Source organism: Candidatus Mycobacterium methanotrophicum (genome assembly GCF_023515995.1).
In the GTDB taxonomy this organism is placed as follows: domain Bacteria; phylum Actinomycetota; class Actinomycetes; order Mycobacteriales; family Mycobacteriaceae; genus Mycobacterium; species Mycobacterium methanotrophicum.
This window is the reverse complement of sequence record NZ_CP097320.1, coordinates 3059521-3083457: the sequence shown is the minus strand read 5'-3', so window position 1 is coordinate 3083457 and position 23937 is coordinate 3059521. Positions and strand designations below refer to the sequence as shown.

Annotated in this window: 21 protein-coding genes and 3 pseudogenes; 16 read left to right on the top strand and 8 right to left on the bottom strand. The window is 64.8% G+C overall.

What is annotated here, in order from left to right; all coding sequences use genetic code 11:
• The first annotated feature begins 55 nt into the window (after window positions 1-55).
• Entirely contained in the window at window positions 56-1849 is a 1794-nt protein-coding gene (locus M5I08_RS15870) for an N-acyl-D-amino-acid deacylase family protein (RefSeq protein WP_219066145.1), read from the top strand.
• Window positions 1849-2445, top strand: coding sequence for a TetR family transcriptional regulator (locus M5I08_RS15865; RefSeq protein ID WP_219066146.1), 597 nt, complete (start codon window positions 1849-1851; stop codon window positions 2443-2445). The genes M5I08_RS15870 and M5I08_RS15865 overlap by 1 nt, the downstream gene beginning before the upstream one ends.
• Window positions 2446-2450: 5 nt before the next feature.
• Here M5I08_RS15865 and M5I08_RS15860 read toward each other — a convergent pair whose 3' ends face one another.
• The gene (locus tag M5I08_RS15860) at window positions 2451-2846 is read right to left on the bottom strand and encodes an STAS domain-containing protein (protein WP_219066243.1); all 396 of its coding nucleotides are present in this window, start codon (window positions 2844-2846) and stop codon (window positions 2451-2453) included.
• Between the two features lie 213 nt (window positions 2847-3059).
• The gene (locus M5I08_RS15855) at window positions 3060-3929 is read right to left on the bottom strand and encodes a D-alanyl-D-alanine carboxypeptidase family protein (RefSeq protein WP_219066147.1); all 870 of its coding nucleotides are present in this window, start codon (window positions 3927-3929) and stop codon (window positions 3060-3062) included.
• A 60-nt stretch (window positions 3930-3989) separates the two neighbouring features.
• Here M5I08_RS15855 and M5I08_RS15850 point away from each other — a divergent pair, with 60 nt between their 5' ends.
• Entirely contained in the window at window positions 3990-4412 is a 423-nt protein-coding gene (locus M5I08_RS15850; RefSeq protein ID WP_219066148.1) for a nuclear transport factor 2 family protein, read from the top strand.
• A gap of 75 nt (window positions 4413-4487) precedes the next feature.
• On the opposite strand, the gene M5I08_RS15845 is transcribed toward M5I08_RS15850, so the two are convergent.
• The gene (locus M5I08_RS15845) at window positions 4488-4661 is read right to left on the bottom strand and encodes a hypothetical protein (RefSeq protein ID WP_219066149.1); all 174 of its coding nucleotides are present in this window, start codon (window positions 4659-4661) and stop codon (window positions 4488-4490) included.
• 316 nt (window positions 4662-4977) lie between these two features.
• Between M5I08_RS15845 and rpsP the strand changes: the two genes are divergently transcribed.
• The 4 genes from rpsP to trmD are packed head-to-tail and all read left to right on the top strand — an operon-like array spanning window position 4978 to window position 7000.
• A complete protein-coding gene (gene rpsP / locus M5I08_RS15840) occupies window positions 4978-5484 on the top strand; it encodes a 30S ribosomal protein S16 (RefSeq protein ID WP_219066150.1) in 507 nt (168 codons plus the stop codon).
• Between the two features lie 8 nt (window positions 5485-5492).
• Window positions 5493-5735: an RNA-binding protein gene (locus M5I08_RS15835; RefSeq protein WP_219066151.1), complete on the top strand. Its 243-nt coding sequence runs from the start codon at window positions 5493-5495 to the stop codon at window positions 5733-5735.
• Between the two features lie 24 nt (window positions 5736-5759).
• Window positions 5760-6281, top strand: a complete 522-nt coding sequence (gene rimM, locus M5I08_RS15830) for a ribosome maturation factor RimM (RefSeq protein ID WP_219066152.1) — start codon at window positions 5760-5762, stop codon at window positions 6279-6281.
• Window positions 6282-6289: 8 nt separating this feature from the next.
• Window positions 6290-7000 (top strand): tRNA (guanosine(37)-N1)-methyltransferase TrmD, encoded by a 711-nt coding sequence (gene trmD, locus M5I08_RS15825; RefSeq protein ID WP_219066153.1) that lies wholly within the window; start codon window positions 6290-6292, stop codon window positions 6998-7000.
• Here the strand turns inward: trmD and M5I08_RS15820 are convergent.
• Window positions 6969-7734 (bottom strand): annotated as a pseudogene (locus M5I08_RS15820) (serine hydrolase); the annotation flags it as partial. The gene trmD and the pseudogene M5I08_RS15820 sit on opposite strands and share 32 nt — an antisense overlap.
• A gap of 354 nt (window positions 7735-8088) precedes the next feature.
• On the opposite strand from M5I08_RS15820, the gene rplS reads away from it, so the two are divergent.
• From rplS to M5I08_RS15800, 4 genes are all read left to right on the top strand, one after another.
• Window positions 8089-8430 carry a 50S ribosomal protein L19 gene (rplS, locus tag M5I08_RS15815; RefSeq protein WP_219066244.1) on the top strand — a complete coding sequence of 114 codons (342 nt, stop codon included), beginning with the start codon at window positions 8089-8091 and terminating at the stop codon, window positions 8428-8430.
• A gap of 62 nt (window positions 8431-8492) precedes the next feature.
• On the top strand, window positions 8493-9356 hold the full coding sequence (lepB, locus tag M5I08_RS15810) for a signal peptidase I (RefSeq protein ID WP_219066154.1): 864 nt from the start codon (window positions 8493-8495) through the stop codon (window positions 9354-9356).
• Between the two features lie 2 nt (window positions 9357-9358).
• Window positions 9359-10168, top strand: coding sequence for a ribonuclease HII (locus tag M5I08_RS15805; protein WP_219066155.1), 810 nt, complete (start codon window positions 9359-9361; stop codon window positions 10166-10168).
• A gap of 4 nt (window positions 10169-10172) precedes the next feature.
• Window positions 10173-10478, top strand: coding sequence for a DUF2469 domain-containing protein (locus M5I08_RS15800; RefSeq protein ID WP_219066156.1), 306 nt, complete (start codon window positions 10173-10175; stop codon window positions 10476-10478).
• 16 nt (window positions 10479-10494) lie between these two features.
• On the opposite strand, the gene M5I08_RS15795 is transcribed toward M5I08_RS15800, so the two are convergent.
• Window positions 10495-11259 carry a GAF and ANTAR domain-containing protein gene (locus tag M5I08_RS15795; RefSeq protein WP_219066245.1) on the bottom strand — a complete coding sequence of 255 codons (765 nt, stop codon included), beginning with the start codon at window positions 11257-11259 and terminating at the stop codon, window positions 10495-10497.
• Between the two features lie 123 nt (window positions 11260-11382).
• On the opposite strand from M5I08_RS15795, the pseudogene M5I08_RS15790 reads away from it, so the two are divergent.
• The 3 genes and pseudogenes from M5I08_RS15790 to M5I08_RS15780 form a co-directional block, all read left to right on the top strand.
• A pseudogene (locus tag M5I08_RS15790) lies at window positions 11383-13305 on the top strand (APC family permease); the annotation flags it as partial.
• 422 nt (window positions 13306-13727) lie between these two features.
• Complete coding sequence (locus M5I08_RS15785; protein WP_219066159.1) at window positions 13728-14918, top strand: PPE family protein; 1191 nt, start codon at window positions 13728-13730, stop codon at window positions 14916-14918.
• 70 nt (window positions 14919-14988) lie between these two features.
• The gene (locus M5I08_RS15780; RefSeq protein WP_219066160.1) at window positions 14989-16326 is read left to right on the top strand and encodes a PPE family protein; all 1338 of its coding nucleotides are present in this window, start codon (window positions 14989-14991) and stop codon (window positions 16324-16326) included.
• Between the two features lie 7 nt (window positions 16327-16333).
• Here the strand turns inward: M5I08_RS15780 and M5I08_RS15775 are convergent, their stop codons facing one another.
• The 3 genes from M5I08_RS15775 to M5I08_RS15765 all read right to left on the bottom strand — a co-directional run bounded on the left by M5I08_RS15775 (window position 16334) and on the right by M5I08_RS15765 (window position 21021).
• Entirely contained in the window at window positions 16334-18262 is a 1929-nt protein-coding gene (locus M5I08_RS15775; RefSeq protein ID WP_219066161.1) for an APC family permease, read from the bottom strand.
• Between the two features lie 17 nt (window positions 18263-18279).
• Complete coding sequence (locus M5I08_RS15770; RefSeq protein WP_249762820.1) at window positions 18280-20592, bottom strand: APC family permease; 2313 nt, start codon at window positions 20590-20592, stop codon at window positions 18280-18282.
• A gap of 78 nt (window positions 20593-20670) precedes the next feature.
• Window positions 20671-21021, bottom strand: a complete 351-nt coding sequence (locus M5I08_RS15765) for a hypothetical protein (protein WP_219066163.1) — start codon at window positions 21019-21021, stop codon at window positions 20671-20673.
• A gap of 94 nt (window positions 21022-21115) precedes the next feature.
• Here M5I08_RS15765 and M5I08_RS15760 point away from each other — a divergent pair, with 94 nt between their 5' ends.
• Window positions 21116-21388 (top strand): hypothetical protein, encoded by a 273-nt coding sequence (locus M5I08_RS15760; protein WP_219066164.1) that lies wholly within the window; start codon window positions 21116-21118, stop codon window positions 21386-21388.
• A gap of 721 nt (window positions 21389-22109) precedes the next feature.
• Window positions 22110-23826: pseudogene (locus tag M5I08_RS15755) on the top strand (APC family permease); the annotation flags it as partial.
• Window positions 23827-23937: the final 111 nt, after the last annotated feature.

Here is a 23937-nt window from a genome sequence, read left to right as displayed (position 1 = left end):
AGTACTCACTATCTATGCTAGCGTCGCTGCAACCCTGACGATGTGAGGGACGACGGTGACCTACGACGTGATCATTCGCGACGGCTTGTGGTTCGACGGCACCGGCGGCCCGCCGCGAATCTGCACGCTGGGCATTCGCGACGGGATCGTCGCCGCGGTGTCTACCGCGCCGCTGGACGAGACCGGCTGCCCCGAGGTGATCGACGCGAAGGGCAAGTGGGTCACACCCGGGTTCGTCGACGTTCATACGCACTACGACGCTGAGGTGCTGCTGGATCCCGGATTGCGGGAATCGGTGCGCCACGGCGTCACCACGGTGCTGCTGGGCATGTGCTCGCTGTCGACGGTCTATGCCAGCGCAGATGACGCGGCGGATCTGTTCAGCCGAGTCGAGGCGGTGCCGCGCAACTTCGTTCTGGGCGCGTTAGAGGCCAACAAGACCTGGTCGACGCCCGCCGAATACGTCGAGGCGATCGACAACCTGCCACTCGGCCCGAATGTGAGCTCGCTGCTTGGTCATTCGGATCTGCGGACGGCGGTGCTGGGCCTTGACCGCGCGACCGACAAGAACGTGGAGCCCACTGGTGCCGAACTCGATCGCATGGCGGCATTGCTCGACCAGGCGCTCGAGGCCGGAATGCTGGGGATGTCCGGGATGGACGCCGCGATCGACAAGCTCGACGGCGACCGCTTCCGTTCTCGCGCGCTCCCGTCCACCTTTGCGACGTGGCGGGAACGGCGCAAGCTGATCAAGGTGCTGCGCAAGCGCGGTCGGATCCTGCAGAGCGCCCCCAACGTGGCCAAAGCCGAATCGGGACTGTTGTTCTTCTTGTCCAGCAGCCCGATGTTCGGGCTTCGCGACAGCGTTCGCATGAGCCTTTTGGTGTCCGCCGACGCGAAGTCCATGCCGTTGGCCGTGCATGTGTTCGGGCTCGGCACCCGGCTGCTCAACTTCCTGCTGGGTTCTCAGATTCGCTTCCAGCATCTGCCGGTCCCGTTCGAGTTGTACTCCGATGGAATCGACTTGCCGGTCTTCGAAGAGTTCGGCGCGGGCACCGCGGCGCTGCATCTGCGCGATCAGCTCGAGCGCAACGCATTACTGGCCGATAAGGAATACCGTCGCAGATTCCGCCGCTCGTTCGACCGCAAAACACTCGGACCGTCGTTGTGGCACCGCGACTTTCACGACGCCGTCATCGTCGAATGCCCCGACAAAACGTTGATCGGCAAAAGCTTCGGGACCATCGCCGACGAGCGAGGGCTCCACCCGCTCGATGCGTTCCTCGACGTCCTGGTGGAAAACGGTGAGCGCAACGTCCGCTGGACCACCATCGTCGCCAACCATCGGCCCAAGCAACTCGACAAGTTGGCCGCCGAGCCGAGTATCCACATGGGCTTCTCCGACGCCGGGGCGCACCTGCGCAATATGGCCTTCTACAACTTCTCGTTACGGCTGCTCAAGCGCACGCGAGACGCCGAGCGAGCCGGCAAGCCGTTCCTCACGCTCGAGCGCGCCGTGCATCGCCTCACCGGCGAGGTAGCCGAATGGTTCGGCCTGGACGCCGGCACTCTGCGCGAGGGCGACCGCGCCGATTTCGTGGTGATCGATCCGGCTGGCCTAAACGACGCGGTCGACGCCTACCACGAGCAGACGGTGCCGTTCTATGGCGGCCTGAGCCGCATGGTCAACCGCAACGACGCGGCCGTGCTGGCCACCGGCGTCAACGGCGCAATTGTGTTCCGCCACGGCCAATTCCGTGACGGCTACGGCAAGACGGCAAAGTCGGGCCGTTATCTGCGAGCGGCCGCGAGCCAACTGCAGCCCGCCAGTCCCCTTGCGGCGCACTGATGGCGAGGACCCAGCAGCAGCGCCGGGAAGAAACGGTTGCCCGACTGCTCGAGGCCAGCATCGCCACGATCATCGAAGTCGGATACGGCCGGGCGTCGGCGGCTGTGATCACCAAGCGCGCCGGGGTGTCGGTCGGGGCGCTGTTCCGCCACTTCGACACCATGGGCGACTTCATGGCCGCCACGGCGTATGAGGTGCTGCGCCGTCAAGTCGAATCGTTCACGAAGCAAGCCGCGGCAATTCCGTCCGACCGGCCGGCGCTGGAATCGGCACTGGCAATTCTGCGGGACATCACCAGCAGTTCCACTAACGCTGTGATGTACGAATTGATGATCGCCGCGCGCACCGATGAAAAGCTCAACGCCACCCTGCAAAACGTCCTCGTGGAATACACGACGAAGATCTCCGATGCCGCGCGCACATTACCCGGTGCCGAGAGCCTCCCGCCCGAAACCTTCCCGGCTCTGGTGGCGTTGTTGATCAACACCTTCGACGGCGCCGCGTTGGTCGGCGCGGTGCTACCCCAACCGGACATCGAGCAGCAACGGATTCAGCTGTTGCTGACGCTGCTGAGCGGAGTCGGCCTACCAGCGTGAGCGTCTTACCCGTCGGTGAGTTTGCTGACGGCGTCGTCCAGCGTCCGACACAGCGACATCATCTCGTTGATTCCCAGCAAGGTGAGCGGCCGGTGTGTGGTCGGCCCGTCGGCAACCACGCAGAACGGAGTCGAGTCGCCAAGGGTGTCGCGGGTTTTCATCAGCACGCTGATGCCCGCTGAGCCCAGAAAATCAACACTGGAAAGGTCGACGATCAGGCCGTTGGCCTTCTTGGCAAGCGCGGAATCCAGCGACTCGGCCAACCCGGGGGCGGTGAGCATGTCTACGGTGCCGCTGACCGAAACCACGACCAGCCCGTCGACCACGGACTCGTGGGTAGTCAAGCCATCTTTATCAGACTGCGGTGGCGAACCGGCCGCAGCGGGTTGTTTCTCGGCCATCATCGATCCTCACTTCTTGCGGGCATCCGCGCGGTTGCAGGCGACGCAGACAGTTTGTCAATGGCTGGCGACTCAACCGATGAACGGCATCGACGCATATCGACACGATGCCGCCCAAGCTCACATTGGGCAACTGCAAAATAGGGCAGCTGCAAAAACGAATGCAAACGCCGTAGGCAGACTAGCAAAACCCCAGCGCGTGCCGTCAGTGGCCTACAAGACGCCGACCGCTGATTGCGGATTGAGGGCAAAACCCCAGTCCAGCAGGCTGCCCGCCTGATCCCAGTACGTGGGGCCGCCCTCGCGCACCAGCCCGTACATCATGGCAACCACCAAGCGCTGTCCGCCGCGGACAGCCGCGCCGACAAACGTCTTGCGCGCCGCATCGGTGAAACCGGTCTTGCCGCCGATCGCGCCGGGGTAGCGCTGTAGCAGCTCGTCCTGGTTGGCGATCGGATGATCGCCGTTACCACCGGGAAACACAGCGGAGGGCTCGCTGGTGATCTGGGCGAACACCGGATTGGCCATCGCCGCCCGGAAGATGACGGCCAGGTCGTGCGCCGTCGACCAGCCCGGGCCCCCGAGCCCATCCAGACCGGATGGGGTGGAGGCATGGGTATTGACCGCACCCAGCGACGCGGCTTTGGCGTCCATCTTGGCGACGGCGGGCTCCGCGCCGCCCAGCATGTGCGCCAGCGTGTTGGCGGCGTCGTTACCCGATACCAGCAACAGCCCGTCGAGCAGCTGGCGCGCCGTATAGGTGCGGCCGGCTTCGACTCCCACACAGCTGCATTCGACGTTGGTGTCGGCCTCGTCGGCGACCACAGTGGAGTCCAGGCCCAGCTCGTCGAGGACCACCAGCGCCAACAGCACTTTGATAGTGCTGGCAGGCGGGTGCCGGACGTTCTGGTCGCGCTCGGCCAGCACCTGACCGGAATCGAGATCGGCGACCAGCCAGGTCTGCGCCGGGCCGTCGGGAATCGGGACCGAGCCGACCGGCTGCACACCGGCATCGGCCGACGCGGGAATGCCGCCACCGATGAATGCCAGAACAGCCGCAACCGCGGCAAGCAGCGTCCGCATGCCCGGTGAGTCTAACGGCCCGGGCCGTCCGTCGTGGCGATAGCGGTGTTCAATCGACCCATGTTGAGCCAGGTCGAAATCTCTGACCGGCTAGAAATCCAGCAGCTGGTCGTCGATTACTCCACCGCGATCGACTCATGCCGCTTTGACGACCTCGATGCGGTGTTTACCCCCGACGCTTACATCGATTACACGACGCTAGGCGGCATCGAGGGCCGGTATGCGCAGGTGAAAGCCTGGCTGGCCGAGGTGTTGGGGAATTTCCCGATGTACGCGCACATGCTCGGCAACTTCTCCGTCCGCATCGACGGGGACACCGCGTCGTCACGAATCATCTGCTTCAACCCGATGGTTCTCGGCGGTGATAAGGAACAAGTGATGTTTTGCGCGCTCTGGTACGACGACGAGTTCCTCCGCACCCCCGACGGCTGGCTGATGACGCGGCGGGTGGAAACCAAGTGCTTCCAGAAAGTGATGTCATGAACCCGTCCCTGAAGGAACCGACTTGGAGTGCGTCCCTTGCGGTTTGAGTCTGCCTTTAGGTTTGCTGCTGCCGCGCTAGCTGGCTGTTAGGGTGGGCGCTGCGTGTGGGCGCATGACTTCGCCCCAGCGTTCGACACTGCGGGTGGCGATGTTGATTGCTGCGATGTGGTCGGCGTGCAACCGCGACTTGAGTTCGGTGTAGAAGCGTTTCTGCGCGGCATACTTGCCGCGCACCCGCTGCTCAAGCATTCCGGCCGAGGGCCACGACGCCGCTGCATTACACGTGCGCAGCGCGGCTCTCAGTGCTAAAGCGGCCCGCTACGGGGGCTGACCACCGGGATCGGCTTGCTCCTGGTCGTAACGACCAGCCTTCCGCCGAAGAATGGCTGTGACACGCCGCGACGGCGAATTTCTGGGTCGAGGCGTCGTTCTGGCACAATAGGCGGCTGTCCGCCGCGCAACCACGGCTGCTTGGCGGTCACACACGCGAGGCAAAACCGGACTCTGGCAGCCCGCCCGAATCGCTGAATTGCAGTGTGACACCTACAGGAGAAGTCGCTTAACCATGGCTGTGAAGATCAAGCTCACCCGGCTCGGCAAGATCCGCAATCCCCAGTACCGCATCGCCGTCGCCGACGCGCGGACGCGCCGCGACGGCCGCGCCATCGAGATCATCGGCAGGTATCACCCGAAGGAAGAGCCAAGCCTCATCGAGGTCAACTCCGAACGCGCTCAGTATTGGCTCTCGGTGGGTGCTCAGCCCACTGAACCCGTCCTCAAGCTGCTCAAAATCACCGGTGATTGGCAGAAGTTCAAGGGGCTGCCCGGCGCCGAGGGCAAACTGAAGGTCGCCAAGCCCAAGCCGAGCAAACTGGAGCTGTTCAACGCCGCGCTGGCCGCTGCCGAGGGTGCGCCCGGGGCCGAGGCCGCGACACCGAAGAAGAAGAAAGCTCCGACCAAAAAGGCGGCTGCGCCCGAGAAAGCCGACGAAGCCCCTAAGCCCGCCGATGAAGCCGAGCAGGCTGCGGGCAGCCAGCAGGCCGAACCGGCTGAGCCGGCCACCGAGAGCTGACTGCGGCCATGAGCACCGTGGTCGTCGACGCCGTCGAACACCTGGTCCGCGGGATTGTCGACAATCCCGACGATGTCCGAGTCAACCTGGTAACCAGCAGGCGTGGCAGGACCGTTGAGGTGCACGTCCATCCCGATGACCTCGGCAAGGTGATCGGTCGCGGCGGGCGCACCGCGACCGCGCTGCGCACGCTGGTCGCCGGAATCGGTGGTCGCGGTATCCGAGTCGATGTGGTGGACACCGACCAGTAGCGCAACCCGGCCGGTGGGACTGCTGTGGAGCTGACGGTCGGGCGCGTGGTCAGAGCCCATGGCGTGACCGGCGAGGTCGTCGTGGACATTCGCACCGATGATCCCGAATCGCGGTTTGCCCCGGGCACGGTGTTGCGCGCCAAGGGCTCCGATCATCGTGAGCGCAACTACGTGGTGGAGGTGGCCCGTCCGCACGGCAGCCGCCTGTTGCTGCGACTGGACGGGGTAGCCGATCGAGATGCCGCCGACGCGCTGCGCGGCAGCCTGTTCGTCATCGACTCTTCAGCCTTGCCGCCGATCGACGAACCGGACACCTACTACGACCACCAGCTGGAAGGTCTTTTGGTGCGGACGACGACCGGCCGTGACATCGGTAATGTCGCCGAGGTCCTGCACACCGCGGCCGGCGAACTACTGGCGGTCAAGCGAGCCGGGGCCGGCGAGTTGCTGGTGCCGTTCGTGAGCGCGATAGTCACGTCGGTGTCGTTGGAATCCCGCATCGTCGAAATCGATCCGCCAGAGGGCTTGCTGGAGCTGGAGAGCTGAGGGCGGAGATGAAGGTCGACGTCGTGACGATTTTCCCGTCCTACTTGGATCCGCTGCGACAATCCTTGCCGGGCAAAGCAATAGAGTCCGGACTCGTTCAGCTTCACGTGCACGACTTGCGGAAATGGACTCACGATGTGCACCACTCGGTGGACGACGCACCGTATGGCGGCGGTCCGGGGATGGTGATGAAAGCACCCGTTTGGGGTGGGGCGCTCGACGAGATCTGTACGCAGGAAACGCTTCTCGTTGTCCCCACGCCCGCGGGTGTTTTGTTCAATCAGGCGACGGCGCAGAGGTGGAGCAGTGAGGCCCACCTGGTGTTCGCGTGTGGGCGCTACGAGGGGATCGACCAGCGGGTCATGGACGATGCCGCCAGGCGCATGAGAGTCGAAGAGGTCTCGATCGGCGACTACGTGTTGCCGGGCGGGGAGTCTGCGGCCTTGGTGATCATCGAGGCGGTGCTGCGACTGCTGCCCAACGTCTTGGGTAATCCTCTTTCGCACCAGGATGATTCGCATTCTTACGGTCTGCTGGAGGGCCCCGCCTACACCAGGCCGCCGAGCTGGCGCGGACTGGACGTGCCGGAGGTTCTGCTGTCCGGCGACCACGCTCGGGTCGAATCGTGGCGACGGCAGGCCGCCGAGCAGCGCACTCGTGAACGCCGCCCCGACCTGTTGCAGGGGATCAGATCCGCCCGGAAGGGAACATCGTCTTGACCGCCTGGGTGATCGTTGCCCGCGCGGTGGCGTCATCGGATGGTTGCAGCGACTCGATCACCATGACGTAACGCCGATCCGAGCCGATGATGCCCGTCGACAGGCGCGTCCAGCTGTCACCGATGCAGCACATCCAACCTTGTTTGACCGCAACGGGTTCGGCGTAGAGGCCGTCGGGAATGCCGAACCGCTGCGGGTAGCCGTCGGCCCCTGTTGCCGTGGACCCGGCCAGGTCGTCGACGACGACCTGCGCGCGCGCCCCAAATAGACCGCCGGACCCGTTGAGCAGCACGTCGTAGTAGTGAACCAAGTCCGACGCCGAGCTCATCGTGTTCCACCACCGCCCGTCGCTGGGCGGCCTGGTGGACGTCAGCCCATAGCGGCTCGCGACATCGGTGATGATCGCCTCACCGCCGCGTTGGGCCCAGAACGCCTCGGCGGCGCCGTCGTCGGAGGAGCGCAGCATGTTGTCCAGCGCCCGGCGGTCTGCCGTGGATAGCCGGCCGCCATCTTCCGAGCCGCCCGATTCCTGCGAGAGCAGGTCATCGGCGATAAACAACTTGGCCACCGACGCGATGGCGACGAGCTGGTCGTTGCCGTTGGAAAGCAATTGATCGTTGGCTCGGTCGAGGATCGCGACCGAGATGGTGGCGCCGTCGGCGTGAGCGCTTGTGGCGGCGCAGCGACATGGGGCGCGTGCGACCCAGCGCCGGGCTCGCCGTAGACCTTCGCGGGAAAGCCTCCCACAGACGCCACCAGTAGCGCTGTGGTGGCGATCAACAGGAGCGGCCGCGCTCGCATGGCTCTCCTCACAATGCCTTCCGCTTGACGCGCCAGGTTAGCGCTCGGCTCCGCTTTATGTACCATTCGCCCATGTCACGGCCTGGTAAGCAGGATCAGCGATTCCCGCTGATTTCACTGCCCGGTCCCGATCTGGCACAATTGACCAGTTGTCTCCAGCGGTTCTCGGCCGACCGGTCTTCCCGCCTGCAGAGAGACGCACCCAGATGCCCGAATCCATCGGCTTGCTGTCCACGCTCCGAGGGCGTGCAGAACGCAGCCGCGACCGCAAGGAAGTGTCTTCCGACATGAACACGCTGGACTTCGTCGACAAGGCGTCGCTGCGCGACGACATCCCGGCTTTCGGCGCCGGCGACACGATCAATGTGCACGTCAGGGTGATCGAGGGCGCCAAAGAGCGCATCCAGGTGTTCAAAGGTGTGGTGCTGCGTCGGCAGGGCGGCGGCATCCGGGAAACCTTCACGGTGCGCAAAGAGAGCTACGGCGTAGGCGTCGAACGGACCTTCCCAGTGCACTCGCCGAATATCGACCACATCGAGGTCGTGACCCGCGGTGATGTTCGCCGCGCGAAGCTCTACTACCTGCGCGAGCTGCGCGGCAAGAAAGCCAAGATCAAAGAGAAGCGCTGACCCACCGGTGGGGCCGCCCGCCCTTCAAGGCCACACTGATCGACTCCGATTAGGCTGGCGCAGTGACCGAAACCACCGACTCGTCGCATGAGGGCCAACCCAACTCTGATCCGGCTGAGCCAGAAGTAGCGACGAGCCAACCGGCCACCACTGAACCGAACGCCGACAACGCCGACGATGAGCCCGAGGGCAAAAAGGGTGCGGCGCTGCGGGAAACCGTCGTCCTGGTAGCGATCGCGCTGGTGCTCTACTACGTCATGTTGACGTTTGTGGCGCGGCCCTACTTGATCCCGTCGGAATCGATGGAACCCACGCTGCATGGATGCTCGGGTTGCGTGGGCGACCGGATCATGGTGGACAAGCTCACGTACCGTTTCGGCTCACCGCAGCCCGGCGACGTCATCGTCTTCAAGGGTCCGCCGTCGTGGAACGTGGGGTACAAGTCGATCCGCTCACACGACACCGCGGTGCGCTTTGCGCAAAACGCGCTTTCGTTCATCGGCTTCGTGCCTCCCGACGAGAACGACCTGGTCAAGCGCGTCATCGCGGTGGGTGGACAGACCGTGCAGTGCCGCAACAACACCGGGCTGACGGTCGACGGCGCACGGTTGAACGAGCCGTACCTGAATCCGGCGACGATGGGCGTCGACCCCTGGGTGTATCCGTGTCTGGGCCCCGAATTCGGGCCGGTCCACGTCCCGCCGGGACGGCTGTGGGTGATGGGGGACAACCGCACCCATTCGGCGGACTCCCGGGCCCATTGCACCAGCATCCCCGCCGACGCGATGAAGGGGCTGCTGTGCACCGGTGATCCCATGGCCGGCACCGTGCCGGTGGGCAACGCCATCGGCAAGGCGAGGTTCATTGTGTGGCCGCCGTCGCGATGGGGTGCCGTGCGCTCGGTCAATCCGCAGCAGAATCACTAGACATGGCCACCACATGGCCGCCACGGACGGTGATTCGTAAATCCTCCGGCTTGCGCACCCTGGAGTCGGCGCTGTACCGCGGCGGTCTTGGGCCGGTGGCGGGTGTGGACGAGGTCGGCCGCGGAGCCTGCGCCGGGCCGCTGGTGGTCGCGGCTTGCGTGCTGGGGCCGGGGCGCCTGGAAAGGCTCGCCGCGCTGGATGATTCGAAGAAGCTCACCGAAAAGACACGCGAGCAGCTGTACCCGTTGATTTGCCGCTACGCGGTGGCCTATCACGTGGTGTTCATCCCCTCGAGTGAGGTTGACCGGCGCGGCGTGCACGTGGCCAACATCGAAGGCATGCGGCGGGCGGTGGCCGGGCTATCGGTGCGTCCCGGCTATGTGCTCAGCGACGGTTTCCGGGTGCCGGGCCTGCCGGCGCCGTCGCTGCCGGTAATCGGCGGCGACGCTGCGGCGGCCTGTATCGCCGCCGCCAGTGTGCTGGCCAAGGTCAGCCGGGACCGAGTGATGGTGGCGATGGACGCCGATCATCCGGGCTACGGGTTCGCCGAGCACAAGGGCTACAGCACCATCGCGCACTCTGCTGCGCTGACCGAGCTGGGCCCGTGTCCCGAGCATCGCTACTCGTTCGTCAACGTCCGGCGGGTGGCGACCGCGGCGGGCAGCCGCGTGCGCCTGGCGACGACGGGGGCCGGTACGGCCCGAGCAGGAGCCGGGCTGTGGGGCATGGCCGAGTGCGGGGCGGATCCCCGCGACAACGACGGGTGGGGAAAGATGGACGCCGGGCACAACGGGGAACAGAAGGACGGCTGACCAGATGAGTGCCGAAGATCTCGAAAAGTACGAAACCGAGATGGAGCTCTCGCTGTACCGCGAATACAAGGACATCGTGGGCCAGTTCAGCTACGTGGTGGAAACCGAACGCCGGTTCTACCTGGCAAACGGGGTCGAGATGGTGCCGCGCAACGCCGACGGCGAGGTGTACTTCGAGCTGCGGCTGTCTGACGCGTGGGTGTGGGATATGTACCGGCCGGCCCGGTTCGTCAAGCATGTGCGGGTGGTCACCTTCAAAGACGTCAACATCGAAGAGGTCGAGAAACCCGAGTTACGGCTGCCCGAGTAGACAGCCGGCGCAGACGCTAGCTCGATGACCGGCGGTGGTCGCCGAATCTTGGGTTGCCGCGGTGCTCGATCACCGTTCGCGCCACATCGGCGAGCTTGATGTTCAGATCCTGGGAATATCGCCGCAGCACATCGAAGGCCGCGTGCTCGTCCAAGCCCTGCAGCATCATCAGCATGCCGACGGCCTTCCCGATTTCTCGGTTGCTGAGCAGCCCGCGCCGCAAGGTGGCCACATCCTCGCCCTGAGCGACGGCATTGATCGCCACGCTGGCAAATGATGCCAGCACGATCGCCTGGCCGGCGGCCTCGGTGTCGAACACGCCTGCTTTGTCGCTGAACAGGTTCAGCGCACCGGTCTTGCGCTTATCGACGAGGATGCGAAACCCCATCGCGCCCCGAACCGGTGTCTCGGCGACCAGCCGGGCGGCCAGCTTCGGCCATTGGGTCTGCGCGGTCAGGTCCGTTTCGATCTGCGGGGTCTCTTCTTCGATCGCGTCGACGCACGGTCCGTCACCGGCTCGGCGCTCCATATCGTCGATCCGCTGCGCGATCCGGTCGCTGGCGCCGACGGTGACGTAGCGACCGTTGCGCCGGACCAGCAGGCTCGCGTGGTCACAGCCCGCGACGACCAGCGTCGCGGCGACACAAATAGCGGCGTAGACCTCCTCGGAGTCCGGCCCGTGGTAGATGATCTCGGCCAGCGCGGCAAAGACCGTGCTGGGGTCTGCGGTCGTCGGTGTCCCCTCGGAGCCGATGGTGCCCTCTTCTGCCACGTCGTCCATCATTTCAGGCCGCTTCCGCGCTCGCGAACGTATCGGCGTTTCGGCTGACGACCGAAGGATCTTGGGTGTCAAGATTCCGTAAGCAAGACGGTGGCCAGCCTCGCCATCGGTTAGGAATAACGGATGACGGGATTGGTTGCCGAGCAGAAAGTCGCGCCGTCTTTCTACGACGGCTGGAAGCGGGTCTTCCTCGGGAAACCGATGATCACCGACGACCTTCAGCATGAAAAGCTATCGAACGGCGTTGCGCTCGGCGCGCTTTCGCCGGATGCGATCTCTTCGACCGCTTACGGTCCCGAGCAGATCATGGTCGAATTGCTACCTGCGGCTGGGATGGCCGCTTTCGTGTTATTGCTGCCGCTGATCGGCGTGATCCTGCTGATTCTGGTGCTGGTGACGGCGTCGTATCGGCAGGTCGTGATGGCCTACACCCGGGCCGGTGGTTCCTACATCGTGGCCAGGGAGAACTTCGGACCTCGAGTGGCGCAGATCGCGGGCGCGGCGCTGTTGATCGACTACACCGTCACGGTGGCGATTCAATGTGCGGCCGGCACCGTGGCGGTGGCGTCGGCGATACCGGTGCTGGGACCCTACAGCCTGGAGATCACGGTCGGCGCGGTGCTGATTTTCTGTTACGCGAACCTGCGCGGATTGCGGGAGGCCGGCCGGACCTTCGCGGTGCCCACGTACTGGTTTATCGGCATGCTCACGCTGATGATCGTGGTAGGCCTTGCACGCGAAATCTTCGGGAGTCTGCCGCAATACGATCCGCAGCACCTCGACGGGGCAGTGCCGATGGGGCATGGCGGCGGACTCGTGATGGGCGCGACAATCCTGGTGATACTGCGGGCGTTCGCCAACGGTGGCTCGTCGCTGACCGGAGTCGAGGCGATCTCCAACACGGTCAACCTGTTTCACAAGCCGGAAGGTCCTAACGCGCGCCTGGTGCTGACCGTCATGGCTACGATTCTCGGGCTGCTGTTGGCCGGTGTGGCCTGGCTTGGCTACGCCACTCATTCCGTTCCGTTTTCCGCCGGGTATCCCTCGATGCTCGCCGAGATCGGCCGGGCGGTCTTCGGCCACGGGGTCGTCGGCAACGTGTTGTTCTTGCTGTTGCAGGCGGCGAGCGCGGCGATCCTCTACAACGGCGCCAATACCAGTTTCAACGGTTTTCCGGCGTTGGCTCATTTTGTCGCCGAGGACCAGTTCTTGCCGGGCCCGCTGATGAAGCGCGGTCAGCGGCTGGTGTTCTCCAACGCCATCATCGTGTTGTCGGTCCTTGCGGTGGTGCTCTTAATCGCCACGGGAGGCGGGGTCAACGCGCTGGTGCCGATGTTCGCGATGGGCGTGTTCACCGCGTTCTCGATGGCCGGCTACGGGATGACCAAACACTGGCTGACCCATCGTGGGCCCGGCTGGCGTTACAAGCTGGTGATCAACCTTTCGGCAGGCCTCTTGTCGACGAGTGTGGTGGTCATCTTTGCGATCGCGAAGTTCACCGAGGGCGCCTGGCTGGTCGTGGTGGTCTTCCCGCTGCTGGTTTTCACTTTGATGCGACTCAACCGGCAGTACCGGGCCGAGGCGTCGGTGCTGGAGACGTCGCTGACCGAGCGTCCCGACGTGAACCGCTACGACCGGCATCGGGTATTCCTCTTCGTCGACAGTGTCGACCTCGCCGAGGTCGAGGCGATGCGCTACGCGCAAGGGCTGCACGCCGACGAGCTGGTGGCGGTGCACTTCGTGTTGGACACGGCCCACGCCGCGTGGTTGCAGACGTGCTGGCAGCGCTTCGGGGACGTCACCGAGCTGCGGATGGTCGAGTGCCGGGACCGCAACTTGACTAGGGCCGCCCAACAACTGGTGGTGCAAGCCATTCACGACCACCCGGACACCAAGGTGACGGTGTTGCTGCCGCGTCGCAGCTATTCGCCACTGATGGGTCGACTGCTGCATGACCGCACCGCCGACAAGATCTCCGCGGTGGTCAGCCGGATCCCCGGCGCGAGCGCGCAGATCGTCGTCTACGACATCGCATCGGCGGTCCGCCGCAAGCCGACGTCGCCGGTGGCCTGAAACCGGGTCAGCCGCAGCCGGATCATCGTCTCGAGTTCGTCGGCGGACGCCGTATCGACGAGAGACACGTGGTTGCCGCTATCTGGCGGGTTCGAACGGCGAGACCCCATCTCCGACACCGGAAAACTGAGACGTGTCTTGCCTTGAGGTACTTTGCCGAGGCCGGGGTGGTGCGCCGCGCTGAAAACCGCAATTTCCAGCCGACTCACAGCCAATAGGAGTTAGATGGCGGCCAGGCCGGATGCCGACCGGCGCACCCGTGCTGTGGCGGGTGGGGACACATGAGAATGTGGCGGAGCGGTTTGGTTTGGTGACTTTCCGCGAGGGTACGCCGTGGTGGATTCGCGGAGTCCCTGCGACCGCTTTGTCTTTGCAGCCTCGAAGGGGGAGTAGCGATGGATTTCGGCTTGTTACCTCCGGAGATCAATTCTGGTCGTATGTACACCGGTCCGGGCTCGGCACCCATGCTTGCCGCCGCCGCCGGCTGGGACGATCTGTCGGCCGATCTGCATGCGACGGCGGCCTCCTACGATTCGGTGATCTCGGCGTTGACCGCGAGATGGCAGGGCCCGTCCGCGGCCACGATGGCCGCGGCGGCCGCGCCGTTCGTGGCGTGGCTGCGCGCCACCGGCACCCAGGCTGAGCAGACCGCCACTCAAGCGCGAGTGGCAGCCGCAGCGTACGAAACCGCTTTCGCCGCAACGGTTCCGCCGCCGGCGATTGCTGCCAACCGCGCGATGCTGGCGTCGTTGATCGCCACCAACCTCTTCGGGCAGAACACCGCGGCGATTGCGGCCACCGAGGCCGACTACGCCGAAATGTGGGCGCAGGATGCCCTCGCCATGTACGGCTATGCCAGCTCGTCGTCGGCCGCCGCCCAGCTGAGACCGTTCCGACCGCCGCCGCGGACTACCAACCCGACCGGGGCGGCCGCACAGCCTGCTGCGGTCGCCCAAGCGACCGGCACGCACGCACCGGCGGCGCCGCAAGTGCTGCAAACCCTGTCAGCACCGGCATCGACGGCGGCGGCGAGCACGGCCGCTGATCCGCCGTCGCTGTCGACGCCGTTGACACTTATCAGTTACGCCGTCGGGGGATTCAACCCCGTCCGGATGTTCGATCCGTTCGGGGCATTTTACGATCAGGGCATCCAGACCTTCCTGGCGCCGTTCAACAACTTCAACATGCAGAATGCGTACTCAGGCGCGCTGAGCAGAGCCGCAGCCGCCGCCGGCGGGGTCGGGCCCGGGTTGCACACGATGAACTCGGCTGGCGGCGCGGTGTCGGCGGGTATCGGCCGCGCGGGCCTGGTCGGAGGAATGTCGGCGCCGCCAGGCTGGGCCGGCGCCGCCCCGGCGATCAGGCCGGTCGCGCTCGTGCTGCCGGGGAATAACCTGGCCGCCGTTCCCGCGGCGCTGGCGGGCGACAGCAGCGGCAGCGTATTCAGCAATATGGCGCTGTCGGGTTTGGCGGGCCGGGCGGTAGCCGGCACCGGAACGACCGTCGCCCCCGGCGTCGGCGGAACCGGGGGCGTTGTTCCCGGGGCCGCCACCACCGCCACCATCATCGTGATCCCCGAGGACTGAGCGCCACCAGGCAAGGAGGGAAAATGCCCGTCGTGAACCCTGTACCGGCGACCCGGGGACCGCAGTGACGATGGATTTCGGGGCATTGCCGCCGGAGGTCAACTCCGGGCGCATGTACAGCGGTCCCGGATCGGGATCGATGCTGGCAGCCGCGGCGGCCTGGGACGGGCTGGCCGCCCAGCTCCGCTCGACGGCAGCGTCCTACTCCGCGGCGGTCTCGGGTCTGACCGCCGACTGGCAGGGCCCGTCGTCGGCGGCAATGGCCGGCGCGGCGGCGCCGTTCGCGGCGTGGATGAATGCCACGGCCACACAGGCTGAGCAGACCGCCGGCCAAGCCCGGGCTGCGGTTGCCGCCTACGAGACGGCGTTTGGCGCGATGGCGCCGCCGCCGGTGATCGCCGCCAACCGTGCTCTGCTGGCGTCGCTGTCGGCGACCAACATCTTCGCTCAGAACACGGCGGCGATCGCGGCGACCGAAGCCCAGTACGCGGACATGTGGGCGACCGATGCCGCCGCGATGTACGGCTATGCAGCCCAGTCCGCGACCGCCGCGCAGGTGCCGCTGTTCACCGCACCGCCGCCGACCACGCAGCCCGGCGGGCTGGGCGCGCAGTCCGCCGCGCTCGCCTCGTCCGCCGCCGCCAGCGCGCAGCCGATGACTGCGGTGGCCTCGGCGCTGCAAAGCCTGGCAGCGCCCGCGGCCGGTGAGCCGGCTTCGCTGCAGACTCTGCTGACCAGCCTGCTGCCGGAGGTGATAGGTCTCGAGTTATTCGAAAGCCTCGGCGCAGATACTGTCTATGCGCGAATGGGCCTGGTAAGCAGCACCTTTGGGTTCGGGCTGGCGGCGCGCGGTTTCCAGACCGGCGAGCTTGCGGTCCCGCTGATACCGGGTGTGCTTTATCCGCCGGCAGCAAACCTGGATGCGGCCGCGCCGGCGGTATCAGCGGGTCTGGGCGAGGCGGGCACGGTGGGGGCGTTGTCGGTTCCGCCGAGCTGGGCCGCGGCCACTCCAGCGGTCAGGTTGGCCGCCGCTGTGTTGCAAGGCGCAGGCCCGGCTGGACTGCCACTGGTGGCGACGGTCGGCCAGGGCAACGTGTTCGGCCAGATGGCGCTGGGGAGCATCGCCGGTGGCGCACTGGGTAATGCCGTTCCCCGCAGGGCGGCCGCGTCCGGCGCGCGAGTAGCCGCCGCCGAACACGACGACGGCAACGACAAGACGTCGGACAAACTCAAGCGTGTCCTTGCCGAACTGTCGCAGCAGCCGGAGACGGTGCAACACTGGCACACCGACAAGGCGCACCTCGAAGGCCTGTTAGAGCAGCTGTCGCAGAAGCCGGGCGTTCACGCCGTCCACGTGTCGTCCCGCGAGCGACCGGATCCCGTGCCGCACCAGCCACGTTGGGGTTGACGGCGCCTCAGCGCGGTGACGACGGTTTGCGCACGTCGTAGGGCACGATGGTGGCGGCGGCGTTCGGGGTCCGGCTGACGGCCTCGGCCATCTCGTCGGCGGTGCGGTCATGAAGCAGCCGTCCCAGCGCGCCGTATGCCCGACGCGGCAGCAGCACCGTCACGTCGGTGTCCGGGTGAGCGCGCTGCTCGCCGACCACCAGTTCTTGGGTGGCCCTGGTCAGCTGTCTGTCCGGGCAGTCCAGCACTCGCAGTGCAATGTCGAGATCGAAGCGCTGCCAGGACTCGCGCAACTGCGAAGCGTGCTGCGCGTCGATCATGAAGTGCACGGCGGTCAACTCGTCGGCCCGCAGGCTTCTTCCGTAGCGCAGCGCTTCCAGCGTCGCGACGTCGACCGTATTGACGCACAGGAACACCGTGTGATGCGCGTGCGCCGGCTTGCCGGGCCGATCGCTGCGGAACCTGTCCAGGACCGTCGCTTCGGCCCGGTACTGGTTGTTGAGCCGGATGAACATGAAGACCAGGACGGGGAAGACGACGACGATGAGCCAGGCGCCCTCTTTGAATTTGGTGATTGCGAAAATTCCCACCACGACCGTGGATGCGACCCCAGCGCACAGGTTGACCGCCAGCTTGTATCGCCAACCCGGCTCACGATGGGAGGCGTGGTGTTTGGTCATTCCGTAGCCGGCCATTGCGAACGCGGTGAAGACGCCCATCGCATAAAGCGGTATCAGCGCGTGCACCGAGGCGCGGGTCACCAGCAGCAGTGCCACAGCCAGCGCGGTGAGCGTGATCACGCCGTTGGAGAACACCAGCCGGTATCCTCGTTTGATCAGTGGCCGGGGCAGGAATCGGTCGGCGGCCACGAAGCTGGCGAGTGCCGGAAATCCGGTGAATGCGGTGTTGGCGCCGGTGAAAAGGATTGCCGCGGTGGACGCTTGCATCAGGAAGTAGAAAACCTGCCCGATCGCTCCGTTGCCGAACACGGTCCGGGTGATCTCGGACAGCATCGACGGATACTCACTGCGGTAGGGAATGACCTGGATGTGGTGCGCCAGATAGGCCACACCCGCCAGCAGGAATCCGATGACGCACGCGATGACGGTCAGGACCCGGCGTGCGTTGGGGCCCCGGGGCTTGCGGAAAACATCGACGGTGTTGGAAACCGCCTCGATCCCGGCCATCGACGTGCCGCCGTGGGCGAAGGCGCCCAGCAACACCAAGATCGTCGCCCCCATCACCAGGCCGCCGCCCCGATGAACCGGCACCAGCCCGGTGCCCTGATGTAGGGCGTATCGCGGTAAGCCCCAGAAGATTTCCCGGATGACGCCGGTGACGATCGTCAGCGCGAGCATGATGATGAACCCGTAGGTCAGCACGGCGAACGCCCGGCCCGCCCTTCGCAAGCCGCGCAAGTTGGCCAAGCACGTGATCAGCACCGCGGCCACCGCGATGTGCAGGTGATACGGACGAAGCTGGGGTATCGCCGAAACCACCGCGATCGCGCCCGCCGCCGGCTGCACCGCCACGGTGACCACATAGTCGATCAACAAGGCGGCGGCCGCGATCTGGGCCATCCGGCGCCCCAAGTTCTCCCGTGCGACCACATAGGATCCGCCCACGCGGGTGTAAGCCATCAAGACCTGCCGGTACGACACCGTCACCAACGCCAGAATCAGCAGGATGACCCCGACGATCGGAAACAGCAACACGAACGCGGCCAATCCGGCCACCGGCACCAGTTCCACCAGGATCTGCTCGGGACCGTAAGCGATCGAGGAGATCGCGTCGGGCGCAATCGCGCCCAGCGCAACGGGATTGGACAACGTCTCCGATTCGAGGCGCTCGCTGATCAGTGGTTTGCCTAGAAAGATGCGCTTGAGCCGGGTTCCGATGGTCGGTGGAAAGCTCACCTGATGTGCCGATGTAGTCACTACGCAGCGCCTCCCGGCTAGTCGACGACCTGGTAGGCAGGTTCGGTCATCGAAATGACGTCGTTCTTCTCGTCTCGGCGCGCTTGGCCGGTGATCCGCAACAACTGGCCGGGCATGATCTGCGCCTCGGCATGCTCGGCGCCGAGCGTGATGCGAACCTGGCCGCTGTCGTCGCCGACAAGCATTGACCGGCGGGTCTGCTGCTGGCGGGTCAGGTCTTCGACTTCGCTGACCCGGCCTTCGATCGTCGCCTCGCGGCCGGCAACAAGCTCATCGATGGAGATCACGTCTGTCGGGCGTTCGGGTTGCCCGTAGGAGGCTACTGTGCCGGTCGTGTCCGGCCAGATCCGCGCGATCATCGCGGCGAATCGGCGCTTGATCCGTTGTTGGAGCTTGTTCGGAAACTCTTCGTCGATATGGGCTTGCACGTCGTAGGGGACGATCGTCGCGGCAGCACCCCGATTTCGGCTGACGGCCTTGGCGATCTGGTCTGCGGTGCGGTCGTGCAGCAGTCGGGCGAGGGGCCCATATGTCCGGCGCGCCAACAATATCGTCACGTTGGTGTCCGGATGCTCGTTCTGCTCGGCGACAACCAACTCTTGTGCGGCCCGGGCCAGTTGCCGGTCCGGACAATCGATCATCCGTAACTCAATGTCGAGATCGAAACGCTCCCAAAGCTTTTGCAGGTGTTGCGCCTGCTCCTCGTCGATCACGAAGTGCACCGCGGTCAACCGGTCGGGTCGCAGCCGCTGCCCGTAGCGCAACGCTTCCAGCGTCGCGATGTCGACCGTGTTGACGCAGGCGAACACGCGGTGTCGCCGGTAGGTCATCAGGTCGGGGCGCTCGGTGCGGAAATCGTCGAGGATCGCAGCCTCGGACCGGTATTCGCTGTTCAGCCGCATCAGCATGAACACCAGAATGGGAAAGACCACGACAATGAGCCAAGCCCCTTCGGTGAACTTGGCCACCGCGAAGATTCCGACCACGATGGTCGCCAGAATTCCCGCCGAGAGATTGATGACTAATTTATGTCGCCAACCCGGCTCACGGTGGGTGAGATGGTGTTTGGTCATGCCGTAGCCGGCCGTCGCGAATCCGGTGAACACGCCCATGGCGAACAGCGGAATCAGCGCGTCCACCGAACCGCCGGTCGCCACCAGCAGCACCACCGCCAGTACGGTCAACGTGATGATGCCGTTGGAGTACACCAGCCGCTGACCGCGTTTCAGCAGTTGCCGAGGCAGGAAGGAATCTTCGGCGACAAAGCTGGCCAGCGCGGGGAATCCGTTGAAACTGGTATTGGCACCGATATACAGAATCGCCGCCGTCGATGCCTGCACGAGCACGAACAAGACATTCCCGATCAAGCCGTGGCCGAAGGCGGCCCGGGCGATCTGTGCCAGCACCGACGGGTATTCATCTTGATACGGGGTGGCGTGCGTGGCGTAGGCCAGGTAAGCGACGCCGGCCAGCAATGTTCCGAGGATGCAGGCCATTGCGGTGAGAACGCGCCGTGCGTTGGGGCCCTGCGGGTCCTTGAACAGGTTCACCGTGTTGGAGATGGCCTCCACGCCGGTCAGTGAGGAACCGCCGTTGGCGTAGGCCCGCAGGAGCACCAGAATCGTTGCGCCCATTACCAGGCCGTGGTCTTGATGGACCGGCACGGTGCCGGGCAGGTGTTGCGGATCGTAGATCGGCAAGCTCCAGAACATGTGGCGGAGCACGCCGGTGACGATCATCAGCGCGACCATGATCACGAACGAATACGTCGCCAGGGCGAAGGGCCGACCCGCTTCTTTGGCACCGCGCAGATTCATGTAGGAGATGAGCAGCACCACACCGACGGTGATTTCCAGGCCGTAGGGTCCCAGCGCGGGCAGGGCCGAGGCCACCGCCACCGTTCCCGCCGCTGCCTGCACCGCCACCGTCACGGTGTAATCGATCAACAGTGCTGCCGCGGCGATCTGCGCCACCCGGGGCCCGAAGTTGTCACGCGTGACGATGTAGGAACCGCCTGCTCGGGTGTAGGCCATCACGACCTGCCGATAGGACGCGGCCACTAAAGCCAGCACCAACAGCAGGATGCCGGTGATCGGCAGCAACAGCACGAAGGCGGCCAACCCGGCGTGCGGCACCAGCTCGGTCAAAATCTCCTCGGGCCCATAGGCGGTCGAGGAGATCGCATCGGGTGACAGCGCCCCGAGCGCGACACGTTTGGATAGCTGCTGGCCTTTCAGCTTTTCGCTGATCAGTGGCTTACCCAGCAAGATCCGCTTGAGCACCTGGGAGAAGGTCAGCGGTATCGCCCGATCGTCAGCCGGCACCGTCACGCTCGCACCATACCCGGCTGAGCCCATTCTCAAGCTCCCTTTTCGATGGCAAAGTGCTGGCACGCGCTCGCAGCGATGTCAGGAGCCGGTGAGCCGGGCCTGCTCAAGGTCGAAGTCTCGTTCGATGGTGCGCAACAGTGTCGCGTTGATGCGGCCGTCGCGTCGCAATTCCAGCACCGCGGCCCTCTCGACACCCAACAACGTCAGCCGCAAGGACCGATATTGTTCCATCTCCCCAGCCCCCTCTGCGTCATCGGCCGACCCGGTCTGCAGCCGTCGCACGCGTGCGGCATAGAGCGCACGGGCAGACTCGGTCGCCTCGTCGTCATCTTCGGCGCCGGCGTGGGCATCCAGCCACTCCAACGCGGCACGGGCTGCATCCAGCCGAGCTTTGTTCTCTTCGGTGGCGAAATCAGAAACACGCCGCACCGTTGGCTGGCAATGAGCCAGCCAAAATGGCTACTGGCTTCTACTGGCTTCTACCCCTTCGATCTCGAGGCTCGTCGAGAGGGTAGAAGCGTTCATGTGCCGCGATCTGATGCCGCAGATCCCGCAGATCCCGCAGATCCCGCAGATCCCGCAGATCCCGCAGATCCCGCAGATCGTCGCCGCCCTGGTGGTCTCTCCGCCCTATGCGGGAATCCAGCGACGGGTCGAAGCGATCGTTGTGTCCACACCGGGAACAGCAGGCGCTCACCCCGATCCTGACTGGTTGAACCGGCTGTGCAGGCCCGGCTGCTACATGGCCGTATCGGTGATTGCACCCGGTCATCACGGACGAACTTTTGTCTCCTAACTTTTTGGCTGACCTTGCTGGCGGCGCGTTGATGCACGCGGTCGCATCATTTGGGATCTCTTTATCTGGTTCGGATGCTGCCTGCAAGCTGCGCGGGGTAGACGCTATTTTCGGCATCCGCTCGGCATGGTCCAGTGCGGTGCCTGTAAAGGATCGCGGCTGAATTGGGCTATAGGAAAACGATCTTCATTGGCGACCCGATAGCGGGTTCTTGCTTGGTCCGTGCTCAGATATTCACGACCGCCCTGGAGTTGCTGGTCGCCGGACACCCGAGTATTGGCGCAGCCTGGTGGCTGCGCGACACCGCTGTGGAGCTGTTTGCCGCGTGGACTCCCGAATTCGCGCTGCACGAACCCAATTCACCGCAAGGTGTCGGAGCCGCCGATCCCGAGGGCCACTCGGGTGATTTTCCACATTGCCTGTGGACCTGGATAGACAAATCGACTGGGCACATACCATCTGAGGCGTCCGCGCCGGAGCCGGGTATGCAAGAGGACGAAGCGACCGGTCCCGCTGCCATGGGGCGTCGCTGATCATCTCAGCCGCGATCTCAGCATTACTCAGGGTAAGGGTTCGGTGATCTACACCCGGCGGAGCCCTCGCGGTTGGGTAGCCTTCGGTGGTCGGCCCATTCACGAAGGGCGGGTGGATATTACGTAATGCGCGCGCCCGTAGGGCGCATCGAAGCCTTTGTAACGAGCCAAGAGCAGTGACGATGGAGCTGATAAATATGGTTGGCAGACAGAGGATCTCACCCTCTCTCACCGACGTGTTCAAACGGCGCTTACTGGGCAAGCCGTTAACCACCGATCAACTGGAATCGGAGAGATTGTCTACTCCGGTTGCGCTCGGCGCGATTTCACCGGATGCAATCTCATCGACCGCTTACGGTCCGGAGCAAATCATGATCGAGCTACTGCCTGCCGCCGGGATGGCGGCGTTCGTGTTGCTGCTTCCGATCATCGGCGTTATTTTGGTGATCCTGGCGTTGGTGACCGCGTCATACCGCGGGGTCATCATGACCTACACTCGGGCCGGCGGTTCGTATATGGTAGCGCGCGACAATTTCGGGCCGAGGGTGGCGCAGATCGCCGCCGCGGCATTGTTGATCGACTACGTAATCACCGTCGCGGTGCAACCCGCGGCCGGCACGGTGGCGGTGGTCTCGGCGATACCGCAACTGCGTCCCTACCACTCGGAAATCACCGTTTACGCGGTGCTGCTCATCTGTCTTGCCAACCTGCGCGGATTGCGCCAGTCGGGCCGGACCTTTGCGATCGCCACCTATTCCTTCGTGATCTTCATCACGCTGATGATCGTCACCGGCCTCATTCGTGAAATCTTCTGGGGTTTACCCAGATACAACCCGGCCGACGTAGTCGGGGGAGTGCCGCTCCATCAAGGCGGCGGCCTGGTGATGGGGGCAACGATCCTGGTGGTGCTGCGCGCTTTTGCCAACGGCGGCACGTCGCTGACCGGTGTGGAGGCGATTTCCAACACGGTGAATTACTTGCGCGAGCCGCAAGGCGTCACTGGTCGCCGGGTGCTGACCGTGATGGCTTTTATCCTCGGCGTGTTGTTGGCCGGTGTGTCCTGGCTCGCCTACGCCACCCATGTCGTTCCCTATGTCGATGAATATCCGTCGATGCTTTCCGAGATCACCCGGGCGGTTTTCGGCCAGGGAGCGATAGGGAAGGTCTTGTATTTTTTGGTGCAGGCGTCGAGCGCAGCGATCCTATTCATCGGCGCGAATACCGCGTTCACCGGGTTTCCCGCGCTGGCCAGTTTTGTCGCCGCGGACCAGTTTCTGCCGCGCCCGCTGACCAAACGCGGTCATCGTCTGAGGTTCTCCAACGGCATCATCACGCTGACCGTGCTGGCGGTGGCACTGCTGTGGGTGACCAGCGGTTCGGTCAGAAAGCTGGTGCCGCTTTACGCGATCGGCGTGTTCACGGCGTTCGCGATGGCCGGCTTCGGGATGAGTAGACACCATTTCACGATCGATCTGGCCGAGATCGAGACGCTGCGCTACGCAAAGGGACTCAATGCCGACGAGCTGCTTGCGGTGCACTTCGTGATAGATCGCGATCATGGCGCTGAGTTGCAGGACCGCTGGCGGCATTTCGAGCACGACAGCCCGCTGCGAGTGATCGACTGCCCGGATCGCAATATCCCTCGCGCGGCACAGAAACTGATTTTAAGAGACGAAAACCAAGTATCCGGATACCAAGATGACGGTGCTGTTGCCGCGTCGAACGTTTTCGCCGTTGCTGGGGCGGCTGCTGCACGACCGTACCGCCGACAAGACGGCCCGCGCTGTCAGCCGAGTTCAGGGTGTGACGGCGATCATCGTGCCCTACGACATAGAGTCCCGGATCGCGCGGGTGGCTTCCACTGGCGACGAAGAACTGATCGCGCGCGAAGCCACTGAGATGGAATGCAGTCCGCTTGCGACGCCGACGCGGCGGGCCCTCGTCGAGCCAGACACCGCAGACTCACCTGAGGCCGACAGATGACCATGAGACAGATGACCATGATTGGAAGCAACC